We start from the raw sequence: 13,602 nt of genomic DNA on the forward strand, positions 1-13,602 counted from the left end.
GGATGGTGGCCTTCACGCCCGCCGGGAAATAGGGCTCCAGCTGCTTGAGCCGCTGCTTGATGAGCTTGGCCGTCTGCAGCGCATTGGCCGCAGGGGCAAGCTGTACGCCCACGCCGGCCGACGGGTTCCCGTTCAGTCGCGTGGAGCGGCCGGTATAGCTGTCAGCGCCCAGCTCGATGCGGGCCACGTCCTTGAGCCGCACGGTGGAGCCGTCGGCGTTGGCGCGCAGGATGATGTTGCCGAACTGCTCCACGTTCGTGAGCTGGCCGCGCACGACGACCGTGGCCGCGACCGGTTGGCCGGGCACATTGGGCAGGTCGCCGATGGAGCCGGAGCTGACCTGGGCGTTCTGTGCCTGGATGGCCGCGTTGACGTCGGCCGGCGCGAGTCGGAAGCCCACGAGCTTGGCCGGGTCCAGCCAGATGCGCATGGCGCGCTCGGTGCCGAACAGCAGGCCCTGGCCCACGCCGGGCACGCGCTGGATCTYGGGCAGCACGGTGCGCGAGGCGTAGTCGCCCAGCGCGATGGGGTCGAAGGCCGGGTTGCTGCTCGACAGGATGATGAAGAGCAGGAAGTTGGGGTTGGCCTTGTCCACCCGCACGCCCTGCTGGATGACGGCCTGAGGCAGCCGCGGCTGAGCGCGGGCGTAGCGGTTCTGCACGTCCACCTGGGCCAGGTCGGGGCTGGTGGCCGGGTCGAAGCTCATCGTGATGGAGCCGGTGCCGTCGGCTTGCGCCACGGCTTCCATGTAGATCAGGCCGGGTGAGCCGTTCATCTCGCGCTCGATGACGCTGATGACCGAGTCCTCCAGCGTCTGCGCCGAGGCGCCGGGGTAGCTGACCGACAGCACGATGGACGGCGGCGCCACCGGCGGGTACTGCGCGATCGGCAGCTGCGTGACCGCGACGATGCCGATGACCGTGATGAACAGGGCGATGACCCACGCGAAGATGGGCCGGTTGATGAAGAACTGCGCCATGTGAGGTCAGGCCTTCGAGGCGGCCGAAGCAGGGGCTGCGGCGGGGGCCGATGCTGCTGCTGGCGCCCATGGCACCGGGCGCGCCTTGCCACCGGCCTTGGCCTTCTGCAGGCCGTCGACGATGACCTTCTCGCCGGCATTGAGCCCGCTCAGGATCAGCGCCTTGCCGCCCTGGGCCGGGCCCAGCTTCACGGGCCGCGCGCTGACGCTGCCGTCGTCGGCCACCACTAGCACGGTCTCGCCGGTCGCGCCGCGCGCCACCGCTTGTGCCGGCAGCCAGACGGCGTCGCTCACCTCGGCCTGGGCCAGACGCACGCGCACATACAGACCCGGCAGCAGCAGGCCCTTGGGGTTGGGCAGCTCGGCGCGCAGCGTGATCTGGCCGGTGGCGGCGTCCACGCTCAAGTCCGAGAACAGCAGCTTGCCGGTCTCGGCGTAGACGCTGCCGTCCTCGAGCAGCACCTGCACGCGTGCGGCGTCCTTGCCGCCCGCGCGTTGCAGCTTGCCGTCGGCCAGCGCCTGGCGCAGCCGCATCACCTCGGYGGCCGATTGCGTGAAGTTGACGTAGAGCTTGTCGATCTGCTGCACGATGGCCAGCGGCGTGGCCTCGCCCTGGCCCACCAGCGCACCCTCAGTGACCAGCGCGCGGCCGATGCGGCCGGAGATGGGCGAGGTGACGGCGGCATAGCCGAGGTTGATCTGCGCTGTCTGCACGGCGGCCTTGCCGGCGGCCACGTCGGCCTTGGCCTGGCCAGCGGCGGCCTGGGCGCCCAGCGCTTCCTGCTGGCTGACGGCCTGGGTCTTGGCCAGCGGTGCATAGCGGTCGGCCAGCGACTGGGCCTGCAGCAGATTGGCTTCGGCGCGTGCGAGCGTGGCCTGAGCGCTGGCGAGGGAGGCGCGGTAGGGCGCGGCGTCGATCTCGAACAAGGCCTGGCCGGCCTTGACGTCGCTGCCCTCAGTGAAGAGGCGCTTGTTCAGGATGCCGGCGGCGCGGGCGCGCACCTGGGCGACGCGGAAGGCCTCCAGCCGACCGGGCAGTTCGGCGGCGAGGTCGGCACGGCCCGGCGTGACGGTGACGACGCCCACTTCGGGCGGGGGCGGCGTGGCCGCCGCAGTCTGGCTGTTGGACTGGCCGCAACCGCCCAGCCCCATGCCCAGTGCCACCAAGATGCCCAGCCGAGCGCTGCTACCCCATGCCAACTTCATCATTGCGTCCTGTTCGACTTGCTTCTCGACGGCCCGCTCCGGCGCCGACCCTGGCGCCGGGAGCAAAACCACTGACTTTAGCCATGCGATCGCTTTCACGCCGGTGAAGCAACGCAAAGCCCTGAGACGGGCTTGGGCGTCACAGGGCCCTAACTAACGCTGGCATTGAGCGCCGCCAGCCGCGCGCGCTGCACGGCGCGGCCGATGTCCGGCCCCTTGGCGCCGCGCGCAATGGCCTCGGCGCTGGCGGCGGCGAGGTCGACCTTCAGCGTCGCCGCCAGGTCGGCAGCGAGGCGCTCGCGCTGCGGGTAGTCGCGGTCCTCCAGCCCGAGGCGGCCGCGGGCGTCGCATTCGCAGGCCCACAGCATTTCGGCAAAACGCTCGGGCCGGCGCCAGGCGTCGCAGCGCTCCAGCAGGCGCAGCCGCGCCTCGGCGCTGAAGGCGCTGCTCTGGTGCACATGGGTGTGCTCGCGGGCGACCAGCTCGGCCAGTTCGCGGCAATCGGTCGGCACTTTCCAGCGCGCGCTGACCTCGCGGGCCAACTTTTCGCTGCGCACCTCGTGAGCGATGTGGCGCGGCAGCTCCTCCTTGCGCGTCGTGCCCTTGCCGAGGTCGTGGCACAGGCAGGCGTAGCGCACGGTCAGCGGCGCCTCCAGCCGGGCGCATTGGTCCAGCACCATCAGCAGATGGATGCCGGTGTCGACCTCGGGATGGTGGGCCTCGGGCTGCGGCACGCCGAACAGGGCCTCCACTTCGGGCAGCAGCCGCGCTAACGCACCAGCCTGGCGCAGCACCTCGAACATGCGCGACGGCTTGTTCTCCATCAGGCCGCGCGACAGCTCCTGCCAGACGCGTTCCGCCACCAGCGCATCCACCTCGCCGGCCGCGACCATGGCGCGCATCAGCTCGACGGTCTCGGGCGCGACCGTGAAGTCCGCAAAGCGCGCCGCAAAGCGGGCCAGGCGCAGGATGCGCACCGGGTCCTCGGCAAAGGCGGGCGACACATGGCGCAGCACTTTGTCGCGGATGTCACGCTGGCCGTCGTGGGGGTCGACGAGGCGCCCCTGCTCGTCCTGGGCCATTGCGTTGATCGTCAGGTCGCGGCGCGCCAGGTCCTGCTCCAGCGTCACGTCGGGCGCGGCATGGAAGGCGAAGCCGTGATAGCCGGCGGCTGTCTTGCGCTCGGTGCGAGCCAGGGCCACTTCCTCGCGCGTGTCGGGGTGCAGGAAGACGGGGAAGTCCTTGCCGACGGGCAGATAGCCGGCTGCAGCCAAGTCCTGCGGCGACGCGCCGACGACGACCCAGTCATGGTCCTTTACGGGCAGGCCGAGCAGGCGGTCGCGGATGGCGCCGCCGACGAGATAGGTCTGGAATTGGGACATCCTGCGAATTCTGCGGCCACACTGTGGGCATGAAGCCCCCACGTCAACTTCGTTTCCTGCCCCCCGAGGGGGCGTCAGTGCCCTTCGGGCGGCCGGGCGGGCACTGATGCAGATCCTGAGCGAACACCGCTGCTTTGGCGGCATCCAGCGCTTCCACCAGCACGACTCGGCCGAGATTGGCCTGCCCATGCGCTTCGGGCTCTTCCTGCCGCCGCAGCCCAAGGCGCTGCTGGTGTTTCTTGCGGGCCTGACCTGCAACGAGGAGACCTTCGCGATCAAGGCCGGCGCGCAGGCGCTGGCGGCCGAGCTGGGCCTGGCCCTGCTGACGCCCGACACCAGCCCGCGCGGTGCCGGCGTGGCAGGCGAGAGCGAGGCCTGGGATTTCGGCGTCGGCGCGGGCTTCTATCTCGATGCGACGCGCGAGCCGTGGGCCAAACACTGGCGCATGGAGAGCTGGCTGATGCGAGAGCTGCTGCCGCTGGTGCAGCGCGAAACCGGGCTCGCGCGCGCCGGCCTGTTCGGTCACTCCATGGGAGGCCATGGCGCGCTGACTCTGGCGTTGCGCCATCCCGGCCGCTTCGCGTCACTGTCGGCCTTTGCGCCCATCGCCGCACCCATGCAATGCCCCTGGGGCCAGAAAGCCTTCAGTGGCTATCTCGGCGAGGACCGGGCCGCCTGGGCTGCCCACGACGCCAGCGCGTTGATGCAGTCACAGGCCAGCGCCCCTTACCCGGAGGGCATCCTCATCGACCAGGGCCAGGCCGACAAATTCCTGGCCGAGCAACTGCACCCCGAAGCCTTCGAGGCCGCCTGCGCCGCCAAGGGTCAACCCTTGACCCTGCGCCGCCATGCCGGCTACGACCATGGCTATTACTTCATCGCCAGCTTCATGGGCGACCACCTGCGCCACCACGCGAGCCAATTGTTCTAGGGGGTTGGGCGCCGGCTTTGCAATTCTTGTGGGAAGCCACAGTCGCCGCCGCCGGCCTTCGCACCTAAGCTGCCGCCGAAGCCAGTTCCGCTCGAAGAACTGATGGAGACACGCATGCAAGCTGCCACCGGCCGCCAGCCTTTCTACCGYTCGCTGTACCTGCAGGTCATCACAGCCATCCTCATCGGCGTGCTGATCGGCCACTTCTGGCCACAGACGGGCGAGGCGCTCAAGCCGCTGGGCGACGGCTTCATCAAGCTGATCAAGATGATCATCGCGCCCATCATCTTCTGCACGGTGGTGGTGGGCATCGCCGGCATGGAGGACATGAAGCGTGTCGGCAAGACCGGCGGCTATGCGCTGCTGTACTTCGAGGCCGTGTCCACCATCGCGCTGATCGTCGGCCTCATCATCGTCAACGTGCTGCAGCCGGGCGACGGCATGCATGTGGACCCCAAGACGCTGGACACCAAGGGCATTGCCGCGTACACCGGGCCGGGCAAGCTGCAAGGCACGGTGGACTTCCTGCTCGCCATCATCCCGACCACGGTGGTGGACGCCTTCGCCAAGGGCGAGATGCTGCAGGTGCTGCTGTTCGCGCTGCTGTTCGGCTTTGCGCTGCACCGCTTCGGCGGGCGTGGCACGCTGGTGTTCGACGTCATCGAGAAAACCTCGCACGTGCTGTTCGCCATCGTCGGCATGATCATGAAGCTCGCGCCCATTGGCGCCTTCGGTGCGATGGCCTTCACCATCGGCAAGTACGGGCTGGGCTCGCTGGTCTCGCTGGCCAAGCTGATGGGTGCCTTCTACGCCACCTGCCTGATCTTCATCTTCATCGTGCTGGGCACCATCGCCAGGCTGCATGGCTTCTCGGTCTGGAAGTTCATCAAGTACATCAAGGAAGAGCTGTTCATCGTGCTGGGCACGTCGTCCAGCGAATCGGTGCTGCCGCGCATGATGGCCAAGCTCGAGAACCTCGGCGTGCGCAAGTCCACCGTCGGCCTCGTCATCCCGACCGGCTATTCCTTCAACCTCGACGGCACCTCCATCTATCTGACGATGGCGGCCGTCTTCATCGCCCAGGCGACCGACACGCCGATGACCCTGATGCAGCAACTGACGCTGCTGGGCGTGCTGCTGCTGACCTCCAAGGGCGCGGCYGGCGTGACGGGCAGCGGCTTCATCGTGCTGGCAGCCACGCTGTCGGCCGTCGGCCATGTGCCGGTCGAGGGGCTGGCGCTGATCCTGGGCATCGACCGCTTCATGTCCGAGGCGCGGGCGCTGACCAACCTGGTGGGCAACGGCGTCGCCACGGTGGTGGTGGGCAAGTGGACGGGTGACCTGGACATGCCTCGACTGCAGGCTGTGCTGGACAACGAGACGCCGGCCGAGGCCGAGGAGCCGGAAGCCGTGCTGGACGCGAAGACCCCGCACATGGCACCCTAGCGGAGGCCCGCACGGTCGTGCTAAATTGCGGGCATGGAAACCCGCAGCGAACGCGCCGAGATCACGCTGGCCGCCATCGTCGGCGCGGCACTCGACATGGCCGTGACCGAGGGGCTGGAGAGCATCAGCATCGGTGAGGTGGCCAAGCGGCTGGACCTGTCCAAGAGCGGCGTGTTTTCGCGCGTGGGCTCGCGCGAGCAACTGCAACTGGCTGTGCTGCTGGAATTCGACAGGCGATTTGTGCAGACCGTCTTCGTGCCCGCCATGAGCGAGGCCCGCGGCCTGCCGCGGCTGCAGGCCGTCATGCGCCGCTGGCTGGCCTGGGCCAGCGACGTCGACCGCCACAAGACCTGCCTCTACACGGCCGGTGCCTTCGAGTATGACGACCGCGAGGGCCCGGTGCGCGAGCACCTGCTGGACGGTGTACTGCGCTGGCGCGCGACGCTGCGGCGCACCGTGCTGCAGGCGGTTGAAGCGGGCCATCTGCGTGCCGACCTCGACGCCGAGCAGATGGTGTTCGAAATGGACGCCATCTTCATCATCCTGCTGCACGACGCCCGCTTCCTGCGCGACCCCGGTGCCGGTGAGCGCGCCGAGCGTGCCTGGCAGCGCCTGCTGAACGACTGCCTTCCCTGATCGATGACGCCTTTGCCCGCTGATCTTCTTCGTTTGCCTTTTCTTCGCACGGTCGTGCGAAATATGGAGCCCCTGTGACCACCTCCCACAACCCCGCCGCTGCCTTCTACGCCTCGCCCACCGCCCGCGGCATCGCGGCGCTGTTGCGTGGCCTGCATCGCCTGTCGCCCGACCTCGGCGCGCGCGTGGCGCTGCGCCTGTTCTTCACGCCCATGCCGACCAAATGGCTGGCCCGTTCGCGGGACGTGCCGCGGCCCTGGGTGGAGCGGCAACTGCCCTTCGAAGGTGGCCACATCAGCGTCTGGCAGCGCAGCGATATCGAGCATGGCGAACCGGGCCGGCCCAAGGTGCTGCTGACGCACGGCTGGGCCGGCGATGCCCAGCAGCTGCGGCCGCTGGCCGACACGCTGGCGGTGGCCGGCTTCGAGCCGGTGCTGCTGGATCTGCCGGCGCACGGCCGCAGCAGCGGCTGGCGCAGCAACCTGCTGCAGTGGGTGAGGGCGCTGTTCGCCGTCACGGCCCGCTTCGGGCCGTGGGATGGGGTCGTCGCGCATTCCCTGGGGGCGATGGCGCTGTCCCACGCATTGGCGCGTGGCCTGCCGGTGCGGCGGGCGGCGCTGATCGCGCTGGCGCCCCCACCCTGGCAGTTCCTGCGCTGGTTCGCCCAGGCCATGGGCACGGGCGAGGGTCTGGCGGCGCGCATGCGCGGCCGTATCGAGCAAAGCGAGGGCGCATCGCTGGGGCATTTCGAGCCCGGCTGGCTGGGCGTGCGCGTGAACCAGCCGACGCTGCTGGTGCATGACCGGGGCGATCTGACGGCGCCACTGACCGGCAGCGAGACCCTGCTGGCCGGCTTGGCGGCGGGCCGCCTGCACGTGACCGAGAACCTCGGCCACCGCCGCCTGCTCAACGACCCGGCGGTCATGGAGCAGGTGCTGGGCCATCTGTCGGCAACCCCGTCGCTGAGGGTCGTTTGAACCGCCGAGGGACAATCGAGGGATGGCAGTCCTCTCCCTCTCCAACGCCCACCTCGCTTTCGGCCACGTCGCCCTGCTCGACGGTGCTGGCTTTTCTCTCGAAGTCGGCGAACGCGTCGGCCTCATCGGCCGCAACGGCACCGGCAAGTCCTCGCTGCTGAAGATCCTGGCTGGCCTCGAGAAGCTCGACGACGGCCTGCTGCAGCAGCAGCAAGGCCTGACCAACGTCTATGTGCCGCAGGAGCCCGAGCTGCGCGGCGACGCGACCATCTTCGACGTCATCAGCGAGGGCGTGGCCGAGCACAAGGCGCTGCGCGAGCGCTACGAGATCCATGATGAGAACGATGACCTGGCCTGGGTGCAGGAGCGCATCGAGCACATCGGCGCCTGGAACTGGGAGCAGCGCGTCGAGGAGACCCTGCACCGCCTGGGCCTGGACGGTTCGCGCCTGGTGAGCACGCTGTCCGGTGGCCTGAAGAAGCGCGTCGCGCTGGGCCGGGCCCTCGTCGCCCAACCGGACGTGCTGCTGCTGGACGAGCCCACCAACCACCTGGACCTGGACGCCATCACCTGGCTGGAAGRCCTGCTGAACGACTTCAAGGGCTCGCTGCTGCTGATCACCCACGACCGCGCCTTCCTCGACAACGWCGCCAACCGCATCGTCGAACTGGACCGCGGCCAGCTGCGCGGCTACCCGGGCAACTACGCTGCCTTCCAGGCCGCCAAGGCCTATGAGCTGGAGAACGAGGCGCTGTTCAACGCGCGCTTCGACAAGCTGCTGGCTCAGGAGGAGGTCTGGATCCGCAAGGGCGTCGAGGCGCGTCGCACGCGCTCCGTCGCGCGCATCCAGCGCCTGGAAGTGATGCGCCAGGCCCATGCGGCGCGGCGCGATGTGCAGGGCAAGGTGCGGCTGGACATTGACACCGGTGGCGCCAGCGGCAAGATCGTCGCGGAGCTGGAGGATGTGTCCAAGAGCTACGGCGACAGATCAATAGTGCGCGGCTTCACGTCCACCATCCTGCGCGGCGACAAGGTCGGCCTGATCGGCCCCAACGGCGCCGGCAAGACGACGCTGCTGAAGATGATCCTCGGCGAGTTGGCGCCGGACAGCGGCACGGTGCGGCTGGGCTCTCGGCTGAGCGTCGCCTACTTCGACCAGATGCGCGACACGCTGAACCTCGACGCGACGCTGGCCGACACCATCAGCCCGGGCTCGGAGTGGATCGAGATCGGCAACCAGAAGAAGCACGTCAAGAGCTACCTCGGCGACTTTCTGTTCTCGCCGGCGCGCGCCAACTCACCGGTGCGAACGCTGAGCGGTGGCGAGCGCAACCGCCTGCTGTTGGCCCGCCTGTTCGCACGGCCCGCCAATGTGCTGGTGCTGGACGAGCCCACCAACGACCTCGACATCGAGACGCTGGAGCTGCTGGAGGAGCTGCTGGCGGAGTACGACGGCACCGTCTTCCTCGTCAGCCACGACCGGCGCTTCCTGGACAACGTCGTCACGTCCACCATCKTCTATGAAGGCGACGCGCGCTGGCGCGAGTACGAAGGCAGCGTGCAGGATTGGCTGCTGCAATCCAAGCGCGCCGCGGCTTTGCAGGCGCAGGCCGCACCCAAGGCCGCGGCTGCTCCGACACCGCCGCCCGCGCCCGAGCCCGCGTTGGTCGTCGCGACCAAGCGCAAGCTCAGCTACAAGGAGCAGCGCGAGCTCGACGAGATCCCCAAGCAGATCGCCGCGCTGGAGGCCGAGCAGACGCAGCTGAACGCGTTGATCGCCGGTAGCGAGCTGTACGCGCAGGGCGCGACCCGCATCGCCGAGGTGACCGACCGCGCCGCCGACATCGATGCCGAGCTGCTGGTGCTGATGGAGCGGTGGGAACTGTTGGAGGCGAAGTGAACGCCTTGCACCAGGAATGGTTGGCCCTGCAGGCGCAGCACGAGCGCTACGAGGCCTTGGCCCTGGGTGTGAAGCTGGTGGCGTTTGCGGCCACCGTGCTGGTGCCGGACAACACCCTGGCCCTGGCGCTGCTGGCCCTGCTGTGGCTGCAGGAGGGCGTGCTGAAGACCTTCCAGGGGCGGCTGGGCGATCGCCTGCTCGTTGTCGAGGCGGGGCTGAAGTCGGGCGAGGGCGCGGTGGCAATGCAGTTGCACAGCGACTGGCTCGCCAGCCGGCCGCGCGGCTTGGGCCTGGTGACGCAATACCTGAAGAGCGCGCTGCGCCCGACGGTGGCCCTGCCTTATCCGCTGCTGATGATCCTCATCGTCGTGATCTGAGTGCTGCGGCAGTCGTGCCCTGCCCGGGCCGAGCGCCGGGCCGCTCCCTAGCCGGCCCGTCGGGCGGTGAGCATCGCCGTCCCCCCAGGGGGCCGACCAGGCGCGCCCGCGTTCAGCGGGGCAGGACTGGGCGAGGGGACTTGATGTCAGGCGGGTTGCAGCTTCTCGAGCGACACAAAGCCGTTCTGACCTTTGAGCTGCACCACGGTCTCGCCGTGGCGGTGCACGACGTACTGGGCCACGTGAACGGCGCCGTTGAAGCGCACCTTGTCGCCCGGCTTGATGACGGGCTGGGGCGCAATGACGGGCAACGCCGGCCGCGGCGCCGGCTTGGCCGCGCGCATCGCCTCGCGCACCTGGCCATGCAGGCCGGGCGAGCGCTTGGCCAGCGCCTCGAGTGAGCGAGTCATCTCCGCCTTGAGCTGCTCGGCGGTGAAGGGCTTCTTCAGCAGGAAGTCGGCGCCGTGCGCCTCGGCCTCGAACTGGTGTTCGGGCGTCACCTCGAAACTCAGCAACGACAGATGCAGCGATGGCTGCACCTCACGCAGGCGCTGGTAGAGCTGGATGCCGCTCAGTGGCGCCTTGGCAAACCAGTCGGTGATCAGGAAATGAGGCTTGAAGAGCAGGCCCTGGGCCAGGGCCGCCTCGGTGTCGGCGCAGCACAGGATGCTGTCGGCGGCAAAGCCGCGGCTTTGCAGCAGCTGGCGTGCAAAGGTCTGAACCCCGGTAAGGGGGTCTACAACAAGGAATTTCAAGGAGTTGCTCATGTCCACATCGGGCGCCGCAGCGGCGCCGGGCGACGCGGATTCTGCCGGCGGCCCGAGCGCGGCTCCTTGAAAAAGTCCGGGTGGAGTGAGAACTTTTTGTCAGCCCTGCAGGCGGCAGAAATCGGCTCTCAGCGCCTGCGGCGTGACCGCGTGGCCATCCGCCTCGAACTGCCGGCCGACATGCGACTGCCAGCTCGCCAAGCCGACCCGCCCGTCCAGGCTGCGATGCAGCGCCGCTCAAGCGCCCAGGGGTCGCTCCAGCGAACAAGGGGGATGAACCTAGGGGAGCGCGGCGCGGCCTTTCAAGGCGTCAACGCCGGCGCGCAGCTCGCGCCAGAAGGCCGGGTCCTGCGAGGTGGCCATGTTGATGCGCACCAGCGAGCCGGGGGCGCGCGTGGCGCTGAAGAGGGCACCGGGCGCGATCAGCCAGCCCGCGTCCAGCAGGGGCTGGGCCAGGCGCTCGGTGTCGACGCCGACGTCCAGCCAGCCGAACAGGCCGTCCGGCGGCGCAGCCCAGGCGAAGCCCTGCTTGGTGGCCAGGGCCGAGATGCGCTGGCGCGCGGTGGCCAGGCGCTCGCGCAGGCGCTGCGCATGGCGGCGCAGCCGCCCCTGCTCCAGGCACAGCGCCACGGCGCGCTCGAGCACGGCCGAGCTGGTCAGGCCATCGAGCAGCTTGGTGTCGGTCAGTGCGTGCAGGCGCTCGGGCGCGGCCGCCAGGTAGCCGACTCGCCAGGCCGGCGTCAGCACCTTGGAGAAGCCCGACACGTAGATGACGCGGCGCAGCCCGTCCAGAGCCGCCAGGCGCGGCAGGTGCTCGGGCGCGAGGAAGCCGTAGCTGTCGTCCTCGACGATGAAGAAGTCGTGCTCGTCGGCCAGGCGCAGCAGCTTGTGGGCGCTGGCCAGGTTGAGGCTGTGGCCGGTCGGGTTGTGCAGCACCGACACGGTCAGGTAGGCGCGCGGCGAATGGGCGGCGGCGAGCGCGCTCAGTACCTCCAGGTCGGGTCCCTGGGCGCCACGCGGAACCGGCAGCAGGCGAATGCCGCCTTGGGTCAGGCGGGCAAACATGACGGCCCAGCCCGGGTCGTCGACGAGGACGGCGTCGCCGGGCTGCAACTGGGTGCGGATGATGAGGTCCAGCGCGTGCGTGGCGCCGTTGGTCGTCAGGATCTGTGCCGGCACAGCGTGGATGCCGAGGTCGTCCAGGCGCTGGGAGAGCGCCGCGCGCAGGCGGTCGTCGCCCATCGGGTCGCCATAGCCGACCTGCAGGGCCAGGCAGTCGGCGGCATGCAGGCGGCGCAGCGCGGACTGCAGCAGCGTCGGGTCCAGCCAGTCGGCCGGCAGCGTGCCCAGGCCCGGTGAGCGCGCGGCGTCGGCCTCGAACATGCCGCGGATCAGCGCCGTCGCATCCATCGGCGCCTGGCGCGGCATGGCCATGGCCTGCGGGCGCGGCGCGGCGCGAGTGGTGGCCGGGCGGCTCTCGCGCACGAAGAAGCCGCGCTGGCGGCGCGCCTCCAGCAACCCCGCGGCCTGCAACTGGTCATAGGCGGCGACGACGGTGTGCGGGCTGACGCCATGCTGGCGCGCACAGTCGCGCACCGACGGCAGGCGGGCGCCCGGCAGCAGCARGCGTTCCCGGATGCGCTGGGCATAGCGCTCAGCCAACTGGCCGGCGAGCGGCAGGCTGGCGCCGCGCTGCAGGGGAGGGTGTGTACCGGTGGGCATGGCAGTACAGATTCTTGGTCAGGTTGGCTGACTGTACTGGTTCTGTATCGGTGTCATGCCTCAGACTGAGTTCATGTCAGGGTTTTCCACGTCCACCACGGTCTCGACGACCACCACGTCCGATGCGACACGTGGCCTGCTGCTCGGCGCGGCCGGCGTGCTGATGTTCGCTCTCAGCATCCCGATGACGCGGCTGGCCGGCGGCAGCGCTGCGGCGCCCCAGCTCGACCCGGCCTTTGTCGCCTTCGGGCGCGCGGTGGCGGCGGGGCTGTTGTCGATCGCCTATCTCTGGATCACCGGCGCGCGACGGCCGCGCGGCGGCGAATGGCAGCTGCTGGCCTTCACGGCCGCTGGCGTCGTGTTCGGCTGGCCGCTGCTGCTGGGCTTTGCAGTCCGCCATGTGGACGCGGTGCATGCCTCGGTCGTGTCCGGTGTGCTGCCACTGGCCACGGCCGTCATCGCCGCGCTGGTGCTGCGCCAGCGGCCGAGCCTGGGGTTCTGGATCTGTGCGTTGGCTGGGCTGGCATTGGTGATCGGCTTTGCGGCCTGGCGCGGGGCGGGCGGGCTGGAGATGGCGGACGGCCTTCTGCTGGGGGCTGTGGTCTGCGCGTCGGCGGGTTATGTCAGCGGCGCGCGGCTCACCAGCGCCCTGACGGCCGAGCAGGTGATCTGCTGGGTGCTGGTCATCAGCTTGCCCTTCACCGTGCCACTGGCCGTGCTGACGCGGCCGACGGCGCCGGTGGCAGCTTCGGCCTGGGGCGGCTTTGCCTATGTATCGCTGGTGTCGATGTGGATCGGCTTCTTTGCCTGGTATCGCGGCCTGGCGCTGGGCGGCACGATGCGCGTCAGCCAGGTGCAGGTGCTGCAACCCYTTTTGTCCATGCTGTTCGCAGTGCCCTTGCTGGGCGAGCGGCTGGATGCGATGACCGTGGTCTTCGCCGCCGCCGTGCTCGCGGTCGTGTGGCTGGGCAAACGGCAACCGGTTCACTGAAGGAGGCCTGTGATGAATGATCGATTCACCATCCCACTTGCGCCCGGCCAGGCGCTGACCCTGGCTGCCGCTCGCACGCCGCGCCGCCTCGTCGTGACGGGTGGTCGGCTGTGGCTGACCATTTCGGGAGGCACCGATGACCACTGGCTGCGTGCCGGTGAGGGCCTGACGCTGGCTGCTGGTCAGGAGGTCGTTGTCGAGGCCTGGCCGGAAGCAGCCTTTCAATTGCTGCAGCCCGCGCCCAAGCGCAGAGTCGAGGCAAAGCCGGCACGGGGCTGGCGCATGAAC

Annotated in this window: 13 protein-coding genes; 8 read left to right on the top strand and 5 right to left on the bottom strand. The window is 69.5% G+C overall.

All coding sequences use genetic code 11. The features are described 5' to 3' along the window. The 3 genes from ACXJKR_RS11035 to ACXJKR_RS11045 form a co-directional block, all read right to left on the bottom strand. Window positions 1-979, bottom strand: a 979-nt coding sequence (locus tag ACXJKR_RS11035) for an efflux RND transporter permease subunit (protein ID WP_457322882.1), incomplete at its 3' end; no start/stop codon positions are given. A 6-nt stretch (window positions 980-985) separates the two neighbouring features. Next, window positions 986-2,185: an efflux RND transporter periplasmic adaptor subunit gene (locus ACXJKR_RS11040; protein WP_457322883.1), complete on the bottom strand. Its 1,200-nt coding sequence runs from the start codon at window positions 2,183-2,185 to the stop codon at window positions 986-988. Between the two features lie 149 nt (window positions 2,186-2,334). Then, the gene (locus ACXJKR_RS11045) at window positions 2,335-3,567 is read right to left on the bottom strand and encodes a multifunctional CCA addition/repair protein (protein WP_457322884.1); all 1,233 of its coding nucleotides are present in this window, start codon (window positions 3,565-3,567) and stop codon (window positions 2,335-2,337) included. A gap of 106 nt (window positions 3,568-3,673) precedes the next feature. On the opposite strand from ACXJKR_RS11045, the gene fghA reads away from it, so the two are divergent. The 6 genes from fghA to ACXJKR_RS11075 all read left to right on the top strand — a co-directional run bounded on the left by fghA (window position 3,674) and on the right by ACXJKR_RS11075 (window position 9,834). Next, a complete protein-coding gene (fghA, locus tag ACXJKR_RS11050) occupies window positions 3,674-4,498 on the top strand; it encodes an S-formylglutathione hydrolase (RefSeq protein WP_457322885.1) in 825 nt (274 codons plus the stop codon). 114 nt (window positions 4,499-4,612) lie between these two features. Then, window positions 4,613-5,944 (top strand): dicarboxylate/amino acid:cation symporter, encoded by a 1,332-nt coding sequence (locus tag ACXJKR_RS11055; protein ID WP_457322886.1) that lies wholly within the window; start codon window positions 4,613-4,615, stop codon window positions 5,942-5,944. Between the two features lie 33 nt (window positions 5,945-5,977). Further along, on the top strand, window positions 5,978-6,580 hold the full coding sequence (locus tag ACXJKR_RS11060) for a TetR/AcrR family transcriptional regulator (protein WP_457322887.1): 603 nt from the start codon (window positions 5,978-5,980) through the stop codon (window positions 6,578-6,580). A 74-nt stretch (window positions 6,581-6,654) separates the two neighbouring features. After that, the gene (locus ACXJKR_RS11065) at window positions 6,655-7,557 is read left to right on the top strand and encodes an alpha/beta fold hydrolase (protein WP_457322888.1); all 903 of its coding nucleotides are present in this window, start codon (window positions 6,655-6,657) and stop codon (window positions 7,555-7,557) included. Window positions 7,558-7,579: 22 nt separating this feature from the next. Then, entirely contained in the window at window positions 7,580-9,457 is a 1,878-nt protein-coding gene (locus ACXJKR_RS11070; protein ID WP_457322889.1) for an ATP-binding cassette domain-containing protein, read from the top strand. Continuing rightward, window positions 9,454-9,834, top strand: coding sequence for a hypothetical protein (locus ACXJKR_RS11075; RefSeq protein WP_056205581.1), 381 nt, complete (start codon window positions 9,454-9,456; stop codon window positions 9,832-9,834). The genes ACXJKR_RS11070 and ACXJKR_RS11075 overlap by 4 nt, the downstream gene beginning before the upstream one ends. Window positions 9,835-9,980: 146 nt before the next feature. Here ACXJKR_RS11075 and ACXJKR_RS11080 read toward each other — a convergent pair whose 3' ends face one another. Next, on the bottom strand, window positions 9,981-10,601 hold the full coding sequence (locus ACXJKR_RS11080; protein ID WP_457322890.1) for a response regulator: 621 nt from the start codon (window positions 10,599-10,601) through the stop codon (window positions 9,981-9,983). 279 nt (window positions 10,602-10,880) lie between these two features. Then, the gene (locus tag ACXJKR_RS11085; RefSeq protein WP_056205578.1) at window positions 10,881-12,323 is read right to left on the bottom strand and encodes an aminotransferase-like domain-containing protein; all 1,443 of its coding nucleotides are present in this window, start codon (window positions 12,321-12,323) and stop codon (window positions 10,881-10,883) included. Between the two features lie 73 nt (window positions 12,324-12,396). Here ACXJKR_RS11085 and ACXJKR_RS11090 point away from each other — a divergent pair, with 73 nt between their 5' ends. Then, window positions 12,397-13,314: a DMT family transporter gene (locus ACXJKR_RS11090; protein ID WP_457322891.1), complete on the top strand. Its 918-nt coding sequence runs from the start codon at window positions 12,397-12,399 to the stop codon at window positions 13,312-13,314. A gap of 12 nt (window positions 13,315-13,326) precedes the next feature. Next, window positions 13,327-13,602 (top strand): DUF2917 domain-containing protein (locus tag ACXJKR_RS11095; protein ID WP_457322892.1); only part of this gene is annotated, 276 nt, incomplete at its 3' end.

This window comes from Roseateles sp. P5_E11 (assembly GCF_054049355.1).

What these genes read in the sequence shown, in the direction of transcription:
- ACXJKR_RS11045 (WP_457322884.1), bottom strand. Translation starts at nt 3,567, where the DNA reads ATGTCCCAATTCCAGACCTATCTCGTCGGCGGCGCCATCCGCGACCGC.
- fghA (WP_457322885.1), top strand. Translation starts at nt 3,674, where the DNA reads ATGCAGATCCTGAGCGAACACCGCTGCTTTGGCGGCATCCAGCGCTTC.
- ACXJKR_RS11060 (WP_457322887.1), top strand. Translation starts at nt 5,978, where the DNA reads ATGGAAACCCGCAGCGAACGCGCCGAGATCACGCTGGCCGCCATCGTC.
- ACXJKR_RS11080 (WP_457322890.1), bottom strand. Translation starts at nt 10,601, where the DNA reads ATGAGCAACTCCTTGAAATTCCTTGTTGTAGACCCCCTTACCGGGGTT.